Source organism: Ruegeria sp. YKSD179, assembly GCF_059612885.1.
The window spans coordinates 35,645-52,661 of sequence record NZ_JBXWRL010000037.1 but is presented as its reverse complement, the minus strand read 5'-3'; the positions used below and the strand labels follow the sequence as shown (position 1 = coordinate 52,661).

The window sequence follows — 17,017 nt, the reverse complement described above, 5'->3', positions numbered from 1 at the left end:
AAAACTTCGGTGTCGGCGGGTAGGGCCGGATTGAACAAGCGGTTGTGCGCCATAGTCGCTTGATACAGCGGATTGTGGGGCGCCAGCCGCCAAACTTTGCACGACAGATCAAACATCTGCATATACGCCTCAAAACGCAGTCGTACATTTTCTGCTTCGCGTATAGATGCCGCCCCCGGTGATCCCGGCGGAAAAGTCGCTGTCAGGATGTCAGAAAACTCCGACGCTTTTTGATAGTATGTCGCGGAAAAGAACCTAATCGCCTGATCTCGGCGCTGCGCCGGGTCATTTGTTTTTTTGGCCATATGAAGCAGTTCTGGCGTGACCGAATACCCCGGAGATTTGTTCAGCAAAGTAATTATATGCCCAAGCGGTTGATCTTGGTGCGGCAAGAACAATGCCGGTGTAATCGCATCGTCCGGGCGTCCCTGATTATCCCTCATGGCCATTTGACGCACTCGGCACTGCCATTTCAAAAATGACAATCGCAAGGGCGACGGGGAATAACTTTCTCCCAAGACAGAACCCAGTGAACTCATGCGACGTCTTTCTCTTTTGAATCCGCTAATTGATAGGGCCGATCGTGGCGCAAACTGGGTACTCTCGCCGCAGTCGCTTGGACCAGATCAAGATCCAACTGCGCGTGTATTACACCCGGTATATCACCGCCATCGGCAAGGATTTCGCCCCAGGGGTTGATGACAAGGGAATGCCCATAGCTGGCACCGCCCCCTGGTACCGGACCGACGGCGCAAGGCGATACGACGAACGCGGTATTTTCGATGGCACGTGCGCGATTGAGAACGTGCCAATGCGCCTGTCCGGTCGTTTTGGTAAAGGCCGCAGGGCAACACAGGATTTCTGCTCCAGCATGAGCAAGATCTCTGAATAACCCGGGAAACCGAAGGTCATAACAAATCGTATGACCTACTTTGCACAAGGCAGTGTCGTAGATACGGGCTCGGCTGCCTGGAGCTACAGTATCGCTTTCGCGATAAACGGCGTCTTCGGAAAGGTCGACATCAAACAAGTGGATCTTGTCGTAAGACCCTAAGATATCACCTTTTGGGTCAACCATATAACCACGGTTGATAATCTTACCGTCGGATCCGTTGATTGCGACAGACCCGATGTTCACCCATACTTGCCTCTCTGCCGCAAAGCTGCGCAATTGAGACAGAACAAGGTGCACGTGTTCCGCCTGAGATGGTGGACACAACCGGACACCGTCAGAATTTAGTCCACCGCAATACTCTGGCAGGAATAACATTTGAGCGCCCGCCAAAACTGCCGCCTCAGCCATCGGCAGGACCTCGGCCAGGGCGCTCTCCATAGTCGGCATAGGCCGGGTTTGGAGGCAGGCGATATTGAGCGGGCGCGGCATGGATTAGAACTTTTTGTATGCCTTTCTGAGCATGACCAAAGGGTGTCGGTCGGACATTTGGAACTTTAGCAGAAGCTCGCGCGCAATCATGTCACGGTCCTGTTGGTTGTCCGGCAGTTCGATGCTGTCCGGTATCCGAACCCATCCGTTAATGTTTCGGTCAAAGACGGCAGGTTTACCCTCTTCGTAGCCCATGTGAATGTCTTCGAGCCAATTCAGGTCATCCCAACCCATGAACTCCATATAGCTCTTCAGGAAAGGTGTGATCCGGCTGTAGTCCGGCACAAGATTCACGTCATATCGATAGCCAATGTGCTGACCTATTTCCTTCTCACGCTCAGATTCCAAGCCTTGTGCATCATTGATGAACTGGTCGACGTCTTTTATTTCAGACCCGCGGTACTGTGTTCCGGCCATAACTCAGGTCTCCTTACAGATGGTGGTAATCTTCAACGCCAACAGTGTGGCTTGTGCCAGCCAACGGAACTCCCGCCATTGCTGACGCTTCCATTGTCAGCGCGGCCAGATCTTCCGGCTCCAACGAATGCAGATGCGTCTTACCGCAGGCACGAGCAAACAACTGAGCCTCGATAGTCAGCGTATGGAGGAAGTTGTAGACGCGCTCTGCAGCTTCGTCGGGATCAAGACGCTGGCGCAAAATGGGGTCTTGTGTCGCCACGCCAACCGGGCAACGGCCCGTATGACAGTGGTAGCAATAGCCCGGCTCCGCCCCTATCTCTTCGGGATAGTTGGCCTCCGGGATGTCTTTGTTGCAGTTAAGCGCCATCATAGCAGAATGTCCGATGGCGATCGCGTCGGCACCAAGCGCAATTGCCTTTGCTACATCAGCGCCATTTCGAATACCACCGGCGTAAATCAATGTGATGTCGCCCCGCTTTCCTAGGTCGTCTATCGCCTTGCGTGCTTGGCGGATAGCGGCCATCCCGGGAACGCCAGTATCTTCTGTTGCAAGGTGCGGACCTGCGCCCGTGCCACCTTCCATACCGTCGATATAAATCGAGTCCGGATCACATTTCACGGCCATGCGCACATCATCGTACACTCGGGCAGCTCCGAGTTTCAGTTGGATCGGGATTTGCCAATCTGTTGCTTCTCGGATCTCCTGAATTTTCAGCGCCAAATCGTCGGGACCCAGCCAATCGGGGTGGCGAGCTGGTGACCGCTGGTCAATACCAGCTGGCAAAGAGCGCATCTCGGCAACCTGGTCGGTCACCTTCTGGCCCATTAGGTGGCCCCCAAGACCGACTTTACAGCCCTGTCCGATGAAGAACTCGCAGCCATCTGCAAGTACCAAATGATGGGGATTAAACCCGTAGCGCGACTGAATACACTGGTAGAACCATTTTGAGGAATACCGACGTTCGTCGGGAATCATACCGCCTTCGCCAGAACAGGTTGCTGTGCCCGCCATTGTGGCGCCTCGCGCCAGCGCAGTTTTCGCCTCATAGGACAACGCACCAAAGCTCATTCCTGTTATGTAGACGGGGATATCCAATTCCAGCGGCCGCTTTGCGCGTGGACCTATTACTGTTTTGGTTTCACATTTCTCCCGGTAACCTTCGATAACAAAACGCGTCAACGTCCCGGGCAGAAAAGTCAGATCATCCCAGTGAGGTATTTTTTTAAACAGCGAGAAACCCCGCATTCTATACCTGCCGAGTTCGGATTTGATGTGAATGTCATCCATGACCCGCGGCGGAAAAATAAAACTATCTCCGATACGGTTGACGTCACGGTCCAAAAGCTTCTTGGTTGGCGGGTTTCCATCTGCCATATGTTTTTCCTTTCAAAGGGTTATCGGGCATCCCTGAATCTTAGGGCCGTCCCTCAGAGGATGAGCTTTTTCTCATTCGGTTCGAGATTGTCGTAGTTCCAGAGCTGTTTGCCCGCGACCACTTTGGTGAAATGATCGACGCCGTTTTCTGGCATCAACCCGTATTGGGTCAGCTTTCTGGTCAACCACGCTTTATCCAAATCAGTCAGTTCAGCCTCAACCGCATCAACGCCCAAAGACTGAATATCTCCCCCGATATAGATCGTACCGTCGTACATCGAGTCACCAAGGTTCTTACCAGCATTACCGCAAACAACCATGCGGCCACGCTGCATCATGAAACCCGAAAGCGCACCGGTGTCGCCGCCCACGATTATCGTCCCGCCCTTCATGTCGATGCCAGTCCGTGATCCAACGGAACCGCGACAAACAAGGTCACCTCCGCGGATGGCCGCCCCGAATGTGGATCCCGCGTTTTTCTCAACGATTACTGTGCCGGACATCATGTTCTCGCCACAAGACCAACCTACACGCCCATTGATACGCACGTTCGGCCCGTCGATCAGACCAACGGCAAAGTACCCTGTTGAACCTTCAATAATCAGGTTGAGCTTGTTCAAAATGCCGACCCCAAGGCTATGCATGCCGCGGGGGTTTTTGACTACGATCGAGCCAAAGCCCTCCTCCATCAAAGAGCGAATATTCGCGTTGACCTCAGTCGCCGTCATCTCGTCGCAATCAAGTTCTGTACGCTTGTTGAAATCGACGTCCGGCGCCCAAGGATATGCGAAGCGTTCTGTCGCATCCGGATCAAATTCAATGTACATGGACCGCCCAGTAAGCTGATCCGTTGTCATGCCCAAAGCTTTGACCCGTTCTTCTTGGGTCATTCCCTTTAGGTCTGTAGCGCTTACGCTTGCCATACGCGAACCTCCTCATCATAGGGATCGGTAGTGTCTATTTCATGAGGCAGGATCGCTCGGATCGCGACCTCTTCAGAAGCCATGGCGATCAGGTCATCGCTTTCGTAAAGAACCAACGGTTTGGCCGCCATGGTATCCTTGGCCATACCTAATTGATCCTTGGTGCAAACAAGGTAGGTAAAGACTCCATCGATCTCATCAATCGAACGCCTGAGGCTTTCTTCAAGAGTGACGCCGTTTGCAAGATTGTGCGCCGTGTAGACTGCCAGCAATTCGCTGTCACAGTTCGACATGAAACGATGACCTTTCCGTTCCATCTCGCGACGCATTATCCAATAATTCGTAATTTGCCCGTTATGGACAACCGAGACGTCGTTGTATGGGAAGGCCCAATAAGGATGCGCTGATTTGATATCTACGTCAGACTCCGTAGCCATCCTCGTGTGACCGATACCGTGCGTGCCCCGAAAGTCATCCAAGCCGTAAGCCTCGGCAACCACTGACGCATCGCCCAGGTCTTTGATCAACTCCAGACCGTTTCCAAGCGAGAGTATCTCAACATCATCGATCTCCTCGATGTGCTCAGCCATCTCACCAGTATTACCATCATGCGTCAAAACATAGCGCAAGGCATAAGGACGAACTCGTTCCTTTTGCTTTACGTTCGCACCATGCTCTTCAAGGATGGCATCAACCTTGGCCAACCGTTCTTCCAGAACGTCGTGAATGCCGCGTCCACGATCCATGTCCTCGGCTTCGGCTATCTTAACCCGCATGACATAGTCTTCCGCGTTCTCCCGATAGACCGCATAACCGGTTGAGTCTGGTCCCCGATGCTTCAGGGACTGAAGCATCGCTGTCATCTCACCGCCAACATTCGACGCTCCTTTGAGATGAATTAATCCAACAATTCCGCACATTTGATCTGCGCTCCTCCTGCGAATTCTTCAATCTGGCGTAATTCGATCAAAGAGCGGCCGCGGTCAGCGATCCGCCCGTAAGCCTCCGTTTAAGGTAGGCACTCCATGTACATTTCGTTGTCCCACTCGGTTACGGTGGACATGAAGCGCGCAAACTCATCGCGTTTGTACTCTTCATAAAGGCGGTACATCTCGCCCGGCATGCCGCGCTTGACCACCTCGTTACCTGCCAGATGATCCAGAGCCTCGCCCAGAGACATCGGAAGCTTTTTGACTTCCTTGCCTTCGGCCATCGCCTCGTAAATATTGCGCTCTTCAGGCTCACCGGGATCAAGGTTGTTTTCCAGCCCATCGTCCATCGCCGCAAGCAATGTCGACCCCATAATGTATGGGTTTACCATCGAGTCGACTGACCGGTACTCAAACCGTCCGGGTGCCGAAACGCGAAGCCCAGTCGTACGGTTCTGGAAACCCCAATCCGCAAACACTGGCGCCCAAAAACCTGTATCCCACAATCGACGATAGGAATTTACCGTAGAGCATCCAATAGCCGTAAGTGCCTGCAGATGTGTGACGACACCCCCGATGGCTTTCAAACCCTCTTTGCCGGGCATCTGAGGGTCATCAGTGTCGGGCATGAATGTGTTCTCACCGCCCTTCACATACATGTAGTTTTCCTTCATTCCCGGCAAATCTTCGGGGTCATTGCCGACGGGAACAAACTCATCCTCACCGCCTCTCCATAGGCTCATGTTGTGGTGGCAGCCGCTGGCAGAAACGCCCATGAAGGGCTTTGTCATAAAACAAGCAAAGATGCCATTTTCTCGGGCCACCTGCGCGCAGATTTGGCGGTAGGTCGTCAAACGGTCAGCATTACGCAGCACGTCGTCAAACATCCAGTTTAATTCAAGCTGGCCTGGTGCATCCTCGTGATCGCCCTGGATCATATCCAGACCCATCTGGCGCGCGTAGCGGATCACCTGCATTGATACGGGCCGCAGGCTTTCAAACTGGTCGATGTGATAGCAATACGGTTTCGAAAACCCGTCGCGGGGCTTTCCATCTTCGTCGAACTTTAGCCACATCATCTCGGGCTCAGTACCAATCCGAAGCTTGGTTCCATGTTTTTTAGTGAATTCCTCGTGCAGCCGACGCAGGTTTCCCCGGCAATCGGAGGTAAGATATCCACCCGGATTTTCTTTTTCCTCCCGATTCCGGAACAAAGTGCAATAGAACCGCCCAATGGTAGGAGCCCAAGGCAATTGCATAAAAGTTTCCGGCTCGGGAATTCCTACAAGTTCTGCTGCTTCCGGGCCGTATCCAAGATAGTTACCAGCGCGATCTGTGAAGAGGTTTACGGTCGCACCGTAGACTAGCTGAAATCCTTTTTTGGCAACCGTTTCCCAATGATCGGCCGGGATGCCCTTACCCATGATTTTTCCGGTGACCGAAACGAATTGAAGGTAAAGGTATTCAATGCCCTTTGCATTGATCATTTCCCTTACTTGCTTGATTTTTTCATCGCGACCTGGCGCTTCTACAAATCTTTCAAGATCGGTGATCACTTTCTATCTCCTTGCTAGCTTGAGGCGAGCACTCTTCCGGCGCTCTTCAATGCGAACTTGGTTTTGTCGCTAACTCCACGGGTACGGGCTGTTGGATACAGGGTGCAGTTCACCTTTGGCGAAACGGTCAAAGCGGAACGGCTCGAGAAGATCTTGACGTTCTCCAAGCACTTCGTCTGCGATCAGGTGACCGACACCCAGCATCTTCCATCCGTGATTGCTGTCGGCAATCACTGTCACGTTCTCACGAAAGTGGTCAAAAACAGGGAAACTATCAGCCGTGAAACAACCGATCCCACCCGACGCTTCTTTGTGGTACTTAGGCATCATACCTTCGTAACGTGCCTGACAATGAGCCAGCGCACTGACCCACATATGCGCAAATTCGGGGCTTGAAACGAACTCAGGCGAAGATGGCCCATAAGGGTCAATCTGTACTTCGTCGACAGGTGTCTCAACTTTGTAAGGGCTTGCACCACCTTGAATTCCACCAAAATGCCAGTCAGGCTTATAGTAGATCCCCCACATCTCTTCGGTGATGATCGAACCATCGACGGTCGATTTTAGCGGAGCATCCGTATCGACATGTATCACCGGCGCGAGGCTGCCGTCATCGGCTCGCCCAATGTCCGGATCGATGTTTAACACTCCTTCTTCAAGCTGCCAGAAACGCCACATGTCAACGTCTTCGTGCACATCGCCCTGCAGGTCTTTGACCGTGATCTTGCTTGGCAAATCAAGCATCGACCAAAAGTCGCGCACCCATGGACCCGCGCCGATGATGACATGCTCGCAGGAAATTTTTCCCTTGTTTGTTTCGACAAACTGGATCGCACCAGACCCATTCATTGCTTCGAAGCCCATTACCTCGACGCCGGTGATGATCCGAACGCCTAGCGCTTCGATCTTTTCGGCCAGCGCGTACATTGTCTTGGTTTGGTTTGAGAAGCCGCCTCGTTTTTCGTGCAGTACGGATGTGATATTTTGGGCTTGCCAATCTCCGAAGTACCCACGCATGTACGACGTGCAGGCGTTTTCTCCTTCGATGAAGACGCTTTCGTATCCAATTGCCTGTTGCTGTGCGTAAATGGACCCCACATCGTCACGCATACTTTCAGAGGAAATCTGCATGTAGCCGACCGGATGATACGAAAGCCCCTTTGGGTCGCTTTCCCAAACATCCACCGAATGAGCCATAAGTTTACGCATCGCCGGTTGGAAGTAGTTGTTGCGAACTACCCCACAGGCAATTCCAGATGCTCCTGCCGCGATCCCGCTTTTGTCCAAAACGACAATACGGCCTTCAACATTCTCCCCTCGTTCTTGCAGCCTTTCCGCCAGTTTCCAGGCTGTGGAAACGCCGTGAATGCCTGCGCCGACGATCACGTAATCTGCGTGTTGAGGGAATGCCATAGGTGTCCTCGCCGTTTGGTGATGCGTAAAAGAAGAGCCACACTCCAAACCAAAATCAACAACTTTTAATCCAATATTTGCATTTTGGTCTGTTATCTGTAAATTTGGTTTACTTTTGGATTACTAAATGGATCAAAAATGGGAAGAAAAAGTTTCGCCGACGTGGCTACTGAACTGCGGCGATCGATTGACGAGGGGGAATTTCAGCGATTCGAGCGCTTACCGCCGTCGCGATTATTGGCGGAACAGCTGGGTGTCGCACGAAACACTCTGCGCGACGCGCTTTACCAACTCGAAAAAGAAGGACTTTTGGAGACGCGCGCGGGTAGTGGGACTTACGTTACTGCCGTGAAGCAGGATGTCGTTCCTTCGGCTGTTGAAGAAGCAACTCCCTTGGAATTGATTGACGCACGCTTTGCACTTGAACCACACATATGTCGCCTCAGCGTTCTTCATGCAAGACGCGAGGATTTTGAGGCCCTAGAGGCATTTTGTAAGCAAATGGAAGCTGCCCAGAACGATTCCACTCTCTTTGCCGAGGCAGACACAGCATTTCACCGCAGGTTGGCCGCATCAACGCGAAACAACCTGTTGATATGGCTGATCAGTCAGATCAACACAATACGATCATTGGATGAATGGACCCGAATGCGACACTTGACGCTCGAAGAACAGATTATCCAACAGTATAATGCCCAACATCGCGAAATCCTGAACGCTCTTCGTTCACGTGAACCTGAGAGAGCCGCAGTTAAAATGAAAGAGCACCTTGAAACTGCTCGTATGTCGCTGATGCGGGCTGCGGAGGCTTAGTGCCTACACCCAAGACATCACTTAGAGTTTCTGTCGCTGCCATCGCCGCGGCGATGCTGGCTCCTGCGAGTTCATTATTGGCCGGAGAATGTGACGTGGTGGACTTTCTTGACCAATTTACGACTTCGGGAACATTCCCCGCTGGCGCGGAATGCTCAGCTTTTACAACGTCACTAGCTACAACAGGAACATCTTGTTTCTGGAGCCACCCTTATCGGAGTACGCTGGCTCTGGACCAAGCATCAGAGCTGTGGGCCACGTTGACGAAATGCAGAGTTGGCCGACAGATGGGACAAGACGAACAGGTGAACCACCCAGACAGTTACAACCTGAAGGAATGGGTTCACGAAGAGGATGTTTATGCAGTTTCGGTCAAGGACAAAGGAGGGCAAAACCGAACACTTGTCTTCTTACGGGTTGAACCCGGCCAACAACCATCAAAAAACTGATCACTTCGCCTGCGCGGACGTTTGCATCCAATTAATGTATAACCGCTCAGCCATATCGTTGAATTTAGAAAGATTTGCCGAAACATCTGCGCCTAGACGCTCTGTCGCATTGTCGCCCATTGCCGCGTCAAGTGCCAAGCGGTACTCTTTGATATCAGCCCAGTTGGCCACCGTGTCATCTTCCACTTCAATGTGAAATTGCGCTGAGTATGCACGTGTTCCCCATTTCATTGCCTGGACAGCACAATCTGGCGAAGTGGCAAGGCAGCTTGCTCCTGAGGGCATCTGCTTAATTTCGGCAGAATGCCACTGAAGGCATGGGAAACGATCCGGCAGACCATCCAGTATCACGCCGGACGCTCCTTCTTCTGTTAACTGAACATCCAGAACACCTATCTCTGGCGTTTCAGACGGACCGACGCTTCCGCCCAAAGCTTCGGCCAACAATTGGTGCCCCAGACAAAGCCCAAGGAACGGCAGCCCCCTGACCTCCACCGCTTCGCGGATAAAGACCTTTTCGTCTTTCAGCCATGGATAGGTGTCTTCTTGCCACACGTCCATTGGGCCGCCCATGACCCATAGCCCATCATAACCGTCAAGCGATGGAAGTGATTGACCCTCGTCCAACTCAACCGTGTCGTAACTATGGCCGTCTTCCTTTAAAAATGATCGGAAAATCCCCGGATGCTCAACGCTCGCGTGTTGCAATATTAGAAGTTTCATAACCTTGCCCTTTGAATTTCCACTCGACCTTAGTGCAATCTCATACGATTTCGATAGGCAGTAACGACAAAGATCGGTCAAGTTCCTTCAAAGTCGAACCCGGCACTAGATGGTGGCTCGGCTTGCGCCGCAGTACACTTCGCACGCTTGGCTGGGTAAAATTAATGTTGCAAACCTTCGAAAATTACTAGCCAAGGAAAAGAATGTTGCGAAGATTTAGCATGAGTCGCCTCATTACTTTTCTGATTTGTACAACTTTGCTCTGTCCGCTGCCTCTGCATGCCGAAAGGTGTAGATTGGCGCTGGTCCTTGCACTTGATGTTTCCGGTTCTGTGGACGAATCCGAATACGCAATGCAGTTGAATGGGCTTTCTTACGCGCTCAACGCCGCCGAAGTTCGCGCTGCTATTCTGAGTAATCCGGACAATCCTGTGTACCTGTCTGTTTTTGAGTGGAGTTCTCAAAATCATCAGTTTTTGATCCAACCCTGGATCGCGTTAGACAGCCATGACGCGATCGACGTAGCCGTTCGTCGTATTAGTGCCTACCAAAAAAAACGGGCTGGTTTAAAGACCGCTTTGAGTACGGCGATACTATTTGCCGGAGAGCTTCTGAAGCAGAAAGAACATTGTTGGCAAAAAACAATTGATGTTTCTGGTGACGGTAAAAACAACATAGGTCCCTCTCCTAGGCAGGTTTACGAGTTGGATACGTTCAGAGACGTAACTGTTAACGCGCTGGTCGTGGGAGAGCCCGCTGCATCCGATATTGCAACAGCTGAAGAAGAATTTACGGACTTAGATCTGATGAATTATTTCGCGCGCGAAGTCATTCATGGCTCCGCCGCATTCACGTTGATTGCTTATGGATACGAGGACTACGCAAGAGCAATGCAGCAAAAACTCATGAAGGAGGTCACCTTTCCTGTCCTGGGTCTGCGCTAATCACTCGTCCGCGATCTCTAAGAAAAACTAACCCAATTTGCCGGCAAGTTAAGGAGAAATGAATGAAACCGATCCAAGCGACAGAAAGACTGGTCGCAAATATCTATGATAAAACCGCTTATATTCCTTACGATCCTGACGGGTCATCTGAAACAGGTACACACTTTATTCAGCTAAACCCGGATGCAGTCCGAGATGTGGGGTTTTACATTTACCGAATGGAGCCGGGTTCCAGCTCTACACCGCATCGACACGGCGGAGCAGAAGAGTTTCTGATCATTCAGGGTGAACTTATCGATAACGACGGCACAGTATACAAACAAGGTGACGTGGTTTGGCTTGCAAAAGGAACCGAGCACAGTTCTTACACTGAAACCGGTTGCCTGATAGCAGTTTACGCGGAATCCACCGAACATCCCCTAAGCGCGTTTGAATGATTTTTTGCGGAAAGGCCCAAGACTGACAGAGATGGATTTTTCTTTGGCATCACGCAAAGAATAAGCAGCTCTCGCGTCACTCGTGAAAACAACAAAACAACTTGTCGTGGTCCGCGGTCTACTTCGCGAAACAGTTTCAACATACGTTGTGGAAATATGGGCTGTTTTTCCGCCATGACTCAATTCAAAGGGGATCAGGAACAAGAGCAGACCCACGCATTTGCGAGCATCACGGCTCCCAGTCCAAGAGCAGCAGCGACCGACCACATAAGCGAGCCTGTTTTAATATCCGAGGCAAGAGCCAAACCCAATCTGCGACCCGAAGCCATGGATGTTCCTGCAACGGCAAGGGTCGCGGGCCCCGGACTAACCGAGGCGATAAGTGCCGCTAAGAGTATTAGTGGGAGGTTTATCTCAAGGGGTATTGATTTTCCACACTGATGTTTTGACGTAACATTCTGTAATCGCAGCCTAAAGTCAATTTGGGTTCGTCGTCTTTTTCGCTGCACTCGACGCGAACAACCGCTTTACAGGCAATCCTGCTGCTCGTTGAAACGTTTTACTTGAGGCGAAAACATATTCTCCGCGTCTATCGAAGCATCTCCAATCGCAGGTGGCATTGTACTTGCAAACCTGCAGCCGACTGGCGTGTCACTGCTCCCGATACGCAGGCCGGAATGTGGCACACACAACGCTTTGCTCGAGTTTCAGGCGACTTCGGACAAAATGTGGAAGGTATTCGTCGCAACAACCAGTTGGAAATACAACACTTCTCTGAGTTCGCTGACAAAGCAATCTGGAGCCAACATGAGAAAAAACTCCAGCTTTCTACAACGGAAATGTTTTCAGCGCGAATAGCTTCAACATGTAGTCACCTGAGAGATTTTCTGTCCCCTCGTCGTTATCCTTTCTGAACCAGAGACACCCTATTATCTTTCTAGATATCCAAAACAGAAAGTCAGTAACCTTTCCAAATAACAACAGAAACCTACAGACTTCATTTGTCCGCGCACTTGGTTGTTTTAGGGGCATTCAAAAGGTCTGGCCAATCCGATGTATGCGAGTTGAGGAAGTAAATAGGAAACGACTTTCGCGGATTCTGAAGACAATTTATCTTTTCTGAAAAAATTCACTGAACGGAGTTTAATTTATGAACGATACATACGACTGGCAACCTTCTCAACGGTATCCCGACCCATCTGTGATTTCGCTTGATCCGCGATTTGAAAAGTACAAGTTGCCTTTGGCGGGAGTTGAGAGATTGGCGGTAGGGTGTCGCTGGTGCGAGGGACCCGTGTGGTTCGGAGACGGGCGATATCTGCTGTGGAGTGACATTCCAAACAACCGGATTATGCGGTGGGATGAAGTCACAGGAAAAACATCGGCGTTTCGGCAGCCGTCAAATTTTTCCAATGGTCAAACCAGAGACCGGCAGGGCCGCCTGATCACCTGTGAACACGGCAGCCGCAGGGTGACGCGGACAGAATATGACGGCACTATTACTGTTCTGGCTGACAGTTTTGACGGAAAGCGGCTCAGCTCCCCCAACGACGTTATTGTCAAATCTGATAACAGCATTTGGTTCACCGATCCGACGTTTGGTATCTTGGGCAATTACGAAGGAAATCGCGCGGAACCAGAATTAGGCCAAAACGTTTACCGACTTGATGCCGACACTGGAGAATTGAGCGTCGTGGCCTACGACATTTTGGGACCTAACGGACTGGCCTTTAGTCCCGATGAGACTGTGCTCTATGTTGTGGAATCGCGAGGTGTACCGACACGCAAAATACTAGCTTATGACGTGAATGTTGACGGCGCCTCGATCCGAAACAAGCGCGTGCTGATAGATGCTGGCCCTGGTACACCAGACGGGTTTCGCGTGGATGCTGATGGAAATCTCTGGTGTGGTTGGGGCATGGGTGATTCAGAACTTGACGGGGTGATGATCTTTGCCCCTGATGGGACCCTGATTGGCCGCATTATTCTGCCCGAAAGATGTGCCAATCTTTGCTTTGGCGGTCGAGCAAATAGCCGTATTTTCATGGCAGCCAGCCATTCAATTTACGCGCTTTATGTCAATATTCCAGGCGTCGTGGGAGGGTAAAGAAAAATAGGTAAGTCGAAGGTCGGGACCATTTTACAAACCCCGGCCGCGTCAGTGGCTTTTGTCAACGGCGGACATTCGACAAAACCACGGCAATGACCACTTAGAGGACAAGTCAGCCAATTTTGTCGAGCCAAATATTTGCGAATGTCACGTCAGAGACGGAGCTCGTCAAAAAGAACAGGCAGACCAACCCAAGGGCAGGCTAACTGACGATTGCCAAAAAAAGTTCGCCGCTAACGGCTATCATGGCGTCAGCCTCGCTGCGTTGGCGGGTGAAGCAAGTGTGTCAAAACAGGCGTTGCTGCATTTCTTCGGTACAAAGCAATATCTTTACTCCGAAGTTCTTTCCGCTCTCGCTGATCGACAATTCGCTGAGATTGAAGCGGCAAAGCAGCCTGACCCGGTGATGCACCTTAAAGCTTATTTCAATCGGTTAAAGGGGTCCAACTTTTTGCGGCCCGAAGACGCACGCCTGACCGTTCGGGCGCTGTTGGATGTCCGCGAGAACTCAAAGGTTTGGCCCGTGCAGGCCTACTTGGACAGGTTAATAGAAATTTCCCGGGGTACACCGGTTGGTCAGCACACCAGCGAAACCGAAATGCGCTCTCAAGTCTTTCAACTGATCGGAGCGATACAGTATTTTTCCATTTCCTTGAACGCTATCTGTGGGTTGTACGGAAAGGCCAACGCCAAAGAGCTGGCCGACTGTTTTTCCAACAAATCGACGACACCGTGGACAGCCTGTTAGGTGCGGACAAGCTGGCCGAGGCTGAAACCAAGTGATCGCTCAGGGTTTGGCCTTTTGCTCAGTTGGTTGACCGCAGGTCGGGCAGCGTTCAGCATCCGACAACGTTTCGGCATGCACTCGTTCTCGGATATGGTCGGCAGAGCGGCGAGACAGCCCCAACTGCTTGCGGACGGATTCAATGTCTGCCTCATCCTTCTCGCAAATATCGCCGTCTTCCAGAGCCTTTCGAAACTCGCGCTCCAGGCTAGCACGTCGGCGGTGTAACTGATCATTTAAGCCGCTGGCGATGATACCTGCGGGCAACGCGGCCATACCAATGCCGATTACCGTTATCGCAGCACCGAAAATCTTGCCTGCAACCGTTACCGGCGTTACGTCGCCGTAGCCAACGGTCGTCAAAGTCGCCATCGCCCACCACATCGCCGCCGGGATCGAACCAAAGGCTGCGGGCTGCGCGTCGTGCTCTGCCAGCCAAGCGCCGCTGGCGGCAAAGATCAGCATCACCATAAGAATGAAGAAGCCGGCAAAGAAGGCGCCAGCCTCTTCCTCAAACACGGCAAGCAGCATGCCTAGTGCGGGTGAGTAGCGCGTGAGTTTGAGCAGCCGCAACATACGGAAAGTTCGCAAAAGACGCAGGTCGATCGGGAAGAGCAGGTAAAGCAGTGCCGGCAAAATTGCCAGTAAGTCGATGATAGCGATTGGAGAAACGGCCCAAGAAGCACGCGTTTTGTAATTTGGATTTTCTGTCGCAACCCAAAGTCTTGCCGCGTATTCGGCTATGAACACGAACAAGGAAAAGCCCTCTAACAGGTTAAGGGCGAAACCCCAACGTGCATATATAGAGTCGACGGTTTCAAGAAGGACAGCAGCTACGTTCAGTGTAATCAACACAATCAGAACTATTTCTAGCAACCAGGGGCCGATAGCGGCCCGGTCTGGGCGCTCTAGCCACCAATAGACTTTCTTTCTCAGTTCGTCCGAGTCTGTCAAAACTTCACTCATGTCGAAACTTTGACCATGCGCGCATCAATGGAAATGCGATTTGCGAAAGCAAAGCCGTGCCCCAGATCAAATTGCCAACCAACGAGGGCACATGTGGGACGATGTAGAAACAAGTAATTGCCAGTATGATCCCGAACACCCTCACATCCCAGCGTCCAAAATCCGAAGCAAGACGATGTTCAATGACGTGCTGAAGCGCCCAAAGCATCGCGATATAACCAGCAAGGCCGAAACAGCCAATGGCGGCGTATTCGGTGGGGTATGGCTCCCAAAATCCGACCTTGACCTCTGCTGCGAGGGCCACCCCAACCATGACACCGCACAACATCAACATTAGGTGCGCAAGCCACCAAATGACCAAGGTCGAAACCTTTTTATCTTTTGGTTTGGCGTTGCCCACAAAGTCAAAGTAAATCCAGCACATGACGAACATCGAAACCCCACCGATAACGAAGTTGACCAGCACATCGGGTGATACTTTGTAGATGCCTTTTTCGGACAGGGTGACGACGAGTTTGAAGAACCCTTCGCCCAATACGATAAGTGTCAGTAGGGCAAACCGTTCGGCCATATGCCCGAGGCGCGGGGTGAAGCGCTCAAAGCGCAAAACGGTAACGCCGGGGATCATATACATCGCCTGCGTCGCCACCATCGCGGCAGCAAAAAACCAGTAAGCAAGCGGTGTAGGCAAGAAGGCCGTGATCGCAAAGATAACCGCAAAAACCGAGAAGTTGCGGATTTGCGCCGCCGACATCGACTCTCCCGAGGAATTGACACGCCGGGCGCGATAGTACAGCGCTGCGATCATGGCGCGGTTTGCGGCAAAACCCAGTGCAAAGAAAACCCAGCCTTTGCCGTCGATAACCGGGATCGCTGCGGCCATGAACATCACCGTACAAATCATCACTGACATGATAAGGCGATGCCAGAAATCGGTGCTGACATAAATCGAATTGAAAATACTGAGCTCTCCCCACGCATACCACAGCGTTATGAAGACCCCGGCGAACACAAGAAACCCATTTAGATCAAGGTGATGCGATAGGTAGTTGCCGAGCAGGAAGATCGTCACGACATGGATCAGATCATAAAACAGCTCTGCCCAGTGAACATGGTCATGAGCGTGCTCAAGATCTTGATGGTGTTGCGGCTTTCGCCACATGGGATGGACATGCAATGCCATTAATTGGGAACTCTTGAAAGTTGACAGATTGTAGTGGCCGAAACGCGGCCACTTCGATTGGGTTATTTCAAAACCAAGGTTGTATCGGAGACCGACGCCATGCAACCCCTGCAATGGCAGTCGGGCGAGGGCATGCCGGGCAAACCCGGCCATTCGTTTGGTGACCGCGCCTATTTGGTCCAAGGTTTTCGGGCGTCACGCGGCCTTGTTGTCTCGCAAAAGCCGCAGAATGCAGCACTTAGTTGTACTCGCTCTGCCCACCTTTATTAAAGTAACGTCGTTCGAACTTTTTTCGGGCACACCCTGAATGCCTTGGTTGATCCGGAACTACTCTTCATAGAGAACGCTTGCACCCGTTCTCCGCTTTGCAACTCGGCAAGCGCATCGGCGCGGACTAGCATTCGCCGACGGTCTTGACTTAGCACGTAGCCACAAATCCTTTTCAAAGGACAATTTGATTCGAATTGACGACGAGTGCATTCAACGCCGTCGCCTCACTTTCGCCGCAATTTCAGAAAAATTGGAGACAAACGGCCACTCAGGAAATTACTGTCAACTGCATCAGGACAAGTATCACATTTCGCTAATTTGGGCGCCGCTTAACGGCC

18 protein-coding genes are annotated in these 17,017 nt (G+C 51.7%); 7 read left to right on the top strand and 11 right to left on the bottom strand.

Annotated features, from left to right (window positions below):
- The 8 genes from AC2FNE_RS16755 to AC2FNE_RS16720 form a co-directional block, all read right to left on the bottom strand.
- Positions 1–539: hypothetical protein (locus tag AC2FNE_RS16755; protein WP_496805836.1), on the bottom strand; the 539-nt coding region annotated here is incomplete at its 3' end.
- Positions 536–1,384, bottom strand: a complete 849-nt coding sequence (locus AC2FNE_RS16750) for a carbon-nitrogen hydrolase family protein (RefSeq protein WP_170476526.1) — start codon at positions 1,382–1,384, stop codon at positions 536–538. The genes AC2FNE_RS16750 and AC2FNE_RS16755, both read right to left, overlap by 4 nt.
- A gap of 3 nt (positions 1,385–1,387) precedes the next feature.
- The gene (locus tag AC2FNE_RS16745) at positions 1,388–1,801 is read right to left on the bottom strand and encodes a hypothetical protein (RefSeq protein ID WP_170476528.1); all 414 of its coding nucleotides are present in this window, start codon (positions 1,799–1,801) and stop codon (positions 1,388–1,390) included.
- Positions 1,802–1,814: 13 nt separating this feature from the next.
- Positions 1,815–3,179 (bottom strand): FMN-binding glutamate synthase family protein, encoded by a 1,365-nt coding sequence (locus AC2FNE_RS16740; protein ID WP_170476530.1) that lies wholly within the window; start codon positions 3,177–3,179, stop codon positions 1,815–1,817.
- Positions 3,180–3,232: 53 nt separating this feature from the next.
- Positions 3,233–4,102 carry a GltB/FmdC/FwdC-like GXGXG domain-containing protein gene (locus AC2FNE_RS16735; RefSeq protein ID WP_170604270.1) on the bottom strand — a complete coding sequence of 290 codons (870 nt, stop codon included), beginning with the start codon at positions 4,100–4,102 and terminating at the stop codon, positions 3,233–3,235.
- On the bottom strand, positions 4,090–5,022 hold the full coding sequence (locus tag AC2FNE_RS16730) for a class II glutamine amidotransferase domain-containing protein (RefSeq protein ID WP_170476534.1): 933 nt from the start codon (positions 5,020–5,022) through the stop codon (positions 4,090–4,092). Before AC2FNE_RS16730 ends, AC2FNE_RS16735 begins: the two co-directional genes overlap by 13 nt.
- A gap of 89 nt (positions 5,023–5,111) precedes the next feature.
- A complete protein-coding gene (locus tag AC2FNE_RS16725) occupies positions 5,112–6,587 on the bottom strand; it encodes a glutamine synthetase family protein (RefSeq protein WP_496805835.1) in 1,476 nt (491 codons plus the stop codon).
- A 69-nt stretch (positions 6,588–6,656) separates the two neighbouring features.
- On the bottom strand, positions 6,657–8,000 hold the full coding sequence (locus AC2FNE_RS16720) for an NAD(P)/FAD-dependent oxidoreductase (protein ID WP_170604274.1): 1,344 nt from the start codon (positions 7,998–8,000) through the stop codon (positions 6,657–6,659).
- 138 nt (positions 8,001–8,138) lie between these two features.
- Here AC2FNE_RS16720 and AC2FNE_RS16715 point away from each other — a divergent pair, with 138 nt between their 5' ends.
- Together AC2FNE_RS16715 and AC2FNE_RS16710 are read left to right on the top strand one after the other, a co-directional pair.
- The gene (locus AC2FNE_RS16715) at positions 8,139–8,813 is read left to right on the top strand and encodes a FadR/GntR family transcriptional regulator (RefSeq protein WP_496805834.1); all 675 of its coding nucleotides are present in this window, start codon (positions 8,139–8,141) and stop codon (positions 8,811–8,813) included.
- Positions 8,813–9,262 (top strand): hypothetical protein, encoded by a 450-nt coding sequence (locus tag AC2FNE_RS16710; protein ID WP_170604278.1) that lies wholly within the window; start codon positions 8,813–8,815, stop codon positions 9,260–9,262. The genes AC2FNE_RS16715 and AC2FNE_RS16710 overlap by 1 nt, the downstream gene beginning before the upstream one ends.
- Here AC2FNE_RS16710 and AC2FNE_RS16705 read toward each other — a convergent pair whose 3' ends face one another.
- Positions 9,263–9,985, bottom strand: a complete 723-nt coding sequence (locus AC2FNE_RS16705; RefSeq protein WP_170476544.1) for a type 1 glutamine amidotransferase — start codon at positions 9,983–9,985, stop codon at positions 9,263–9,265.
- A gap of 221 nt (positions 9,986–10,206) precedes the next feature.
- Between AC2FNE_RS16705 and AC2FNE_RS16700 the strand changes: the two genes are divergently transcribed.
- The 4 genes from AC2FNE_RS16700 to AC2FNE_RS16685 all read left to right on the top strand — a co-directional run bounded on the left by AC2FNE_RS16700 (position 10,207) and on the right by AC2FNE_RS16685 (position 14,224).
- The gene (locus tag AC2FNE_RS16700) at positions 10,207–10,929 is read left to right on the top strand and encodes a DUF1194 domain-containing protein (protein WP_496805833.1); all 723 of its coding nucleotides are present in this window, start codon (positions 10,207–10,209) and stop codon (positions 10,927–10,929) included.
- A gap of 62 nt (positions 10,930–10,991) precedes the next feature.
- Positions 10,992–11,366 (top strand): cupin domain-containing protein, encoded by a 375-nt coding sequence (locus AC2FNE_RS16695; RefSeq protein WP_170604284.1) that lies wholly within the window; start codon positions 10,992–10,994, stop codon positions 11,364–11,366.
- 1,150 nt (positions 11,367–12,516) lie between these two features.
- The gene (locus tag AC2FNE_RS16690) at positions 12,517–13,473 is read left to right on the top strand and encodes an SMP-30/gluconolactonase/LRE family protein (RefSeq protein ID WP_496805832.1); all 957 of its coding nucleotides are present in this window, start codon (positions 12,517–12,519) and stop codon (positions 13,471–13,473) included.
- A 61-nt stretch (positions 13,474–13,534) separates the two neighbouring features.
- On the top strand, positions 13,535–14,224 hold the full coding sequence (locus tag AC2FNE_RS16685; RefSeq protein ID WP_496805831.1) for a TetR/AcrR family transcriptional regulator: 690 nt from the start codon (positions 13,535–13,537) through the stop codon (positions 14,222–14,224).
- 39 nt (positions 14,225–14,263) lie between these two features.
- Here AC2FNE_RS16685 and AC2FNE_RS16680 read toward each other — a convergent pair whose 3' ends face one another.
- Together AC2FNE_RS16680 and AC2FNE_RS16675 are read right to left on the bottom strand one after the other, a co-directional pair.
- Positions 14,264–15,226 (bottom strand): ion transporter, encoded by a 963-nt coding sequence (locus AC2FNE_RS16680; protein ID WP_170604292.1) that lies wholly within the window; start codon positions 15,224–15,226, stop codon positions 14,264–14,266.
- Entirely contained in the window at positions 15,219–16,409 is a 1,191-nt protein-coding gene (locus AC2FNE_RS16675) for a low temperature requirement protein A (protein ID WP_496805830.1), read from the bottom strand. Before AC2FNE_RS16675 ends, AC2FNE_RS16680 begins: the two co-directional genes overlap by 8 nt.
- 99 nt (positions 16,410–16,508) lie before the next feature.
- On the opposite strand from AC2FNE_RS16675, the gene AC2FNE_RS16670 reads away from it, so the two are divergent.
- A complete protein-coding gene (locus AC2FNE_RS16670) occupies positions 16,509–16,679 on the top strand; it encodes a hypothetical protein (protein WP_170604296.1) in 171 nt (56 codons plus the stop codon).
- Positions 16,680–17,017: the final 338 nt, after the last annotated feature.

What these genes read in the sequence shown, in the direction of transcription:
- AC2FNE_RS16750 (WP_170476526.1), bottom strand. Translation starts at nt 1,384, where the DNA reads ATGCCGCGCCCGCTCAATATCGCCTGCCTCCAAACCCGGCCTATGCCG.
- AC2FNE_RS16745 (WP_170476528.1), bottom strand. Translation starts at nt 1,801, where the DNA reads ATGGCCGGAACACAGTACCGCGGGTCTGAAATAAAAGACGTCGACCAG.
- AC2FNE_RS16740 (WP_170476530.1), bottom strand. Translation starts at nt 3,179, where the DNA reads ATGGCAGATGGAAACCCGCCAACCAAGAAGCTTTTGGACCGTGACGTC.
- AC2FNE_RS16735 (WP_170604270.1), bottom strand. Translation starts at nt 4,102, where the DNA reads ATGGCAAGCGTAAGCGCTACAGACCTAAAGGGAATGACCCAAGAAGAA.
- AC2FNE_RS16730 (WP_170476534.1), bottom strand. Translation starts at nt 5,022, where the DNA reads ATGTGCGGAATTGTTGGATTAATTCATCTCAAAGGAGCGTCGAATGTT.
- AC2FNE_RS16720 (WP_170604274.1), bottom strand. Translation starts at nt 8,000, where the DNA reads ATGGCATTCCCTCAACACGCAGATTACGTGATCGTCGGCGCAGGCATT.
- AC2FNE_RS16715 (WP_496805834.1), top strand. Translation starts at nt 8,139, where the DNA reads ATGGGAAGAAAAAGTTTCGCCGACGTGGCTACTGAACTGCGGCGATCG.
- AC2FNE_RS16705 (WP_170476544.1), bottom strand. Translation starts at nt 9,985, where the DNA reads ATGAAACTTCTAATATTGCAACACGCGAGCGTTGAGCATCCGGGGATT.
- AC2FNE_RS16700 (WP_496805833.1), top strand. Translation starts at nt 10,207, where the DNA reads ATGAGTCGCCTCATTACTTTTCTGATTTGTACAACTTTGCTCTGTCCG.
- AC2FNE_RS16695 (WP_170604284.1), top strand. Translation starts at nt 10,992, where the DNA reads ATGAAACCGATCCAAGCGACAGAAAGACTGGTCGCAAATATCTATGAT.
- AC2FNE_RS16690 (WP_496805832.1), top strand. Translation starts at nt 12,517, where the DNA reads ATGAACGATACATACGACTGGCAACCTTCTCAACGGTATCCCGACCCA.
- AC2FNE_RS16680 (WP_170604292.1), bottom strand. Translation starts at nt 15,226, where the DNA reads ATGAGTGAAGTTTTGACAGACTCGGACGAACTGAGAAAGAAAGTCTAT.
- AC2FNE_RS16675 (WP_496805830.1), bottom strand. Translation starts at nt 16,409, where the DNA reads ATGGCATTGCATGTCCATCCCATGTGGCGAAAGCCGCAACACCATCAA.
- AC2FNE_RS16670 (WP_170604296.1), top strand. Translation starts at nt 16,509, where the DNA reads ATGCAACCCCTGCAATGGCAGTCGGGCGAGGGCATGCCGGGCAAACCC.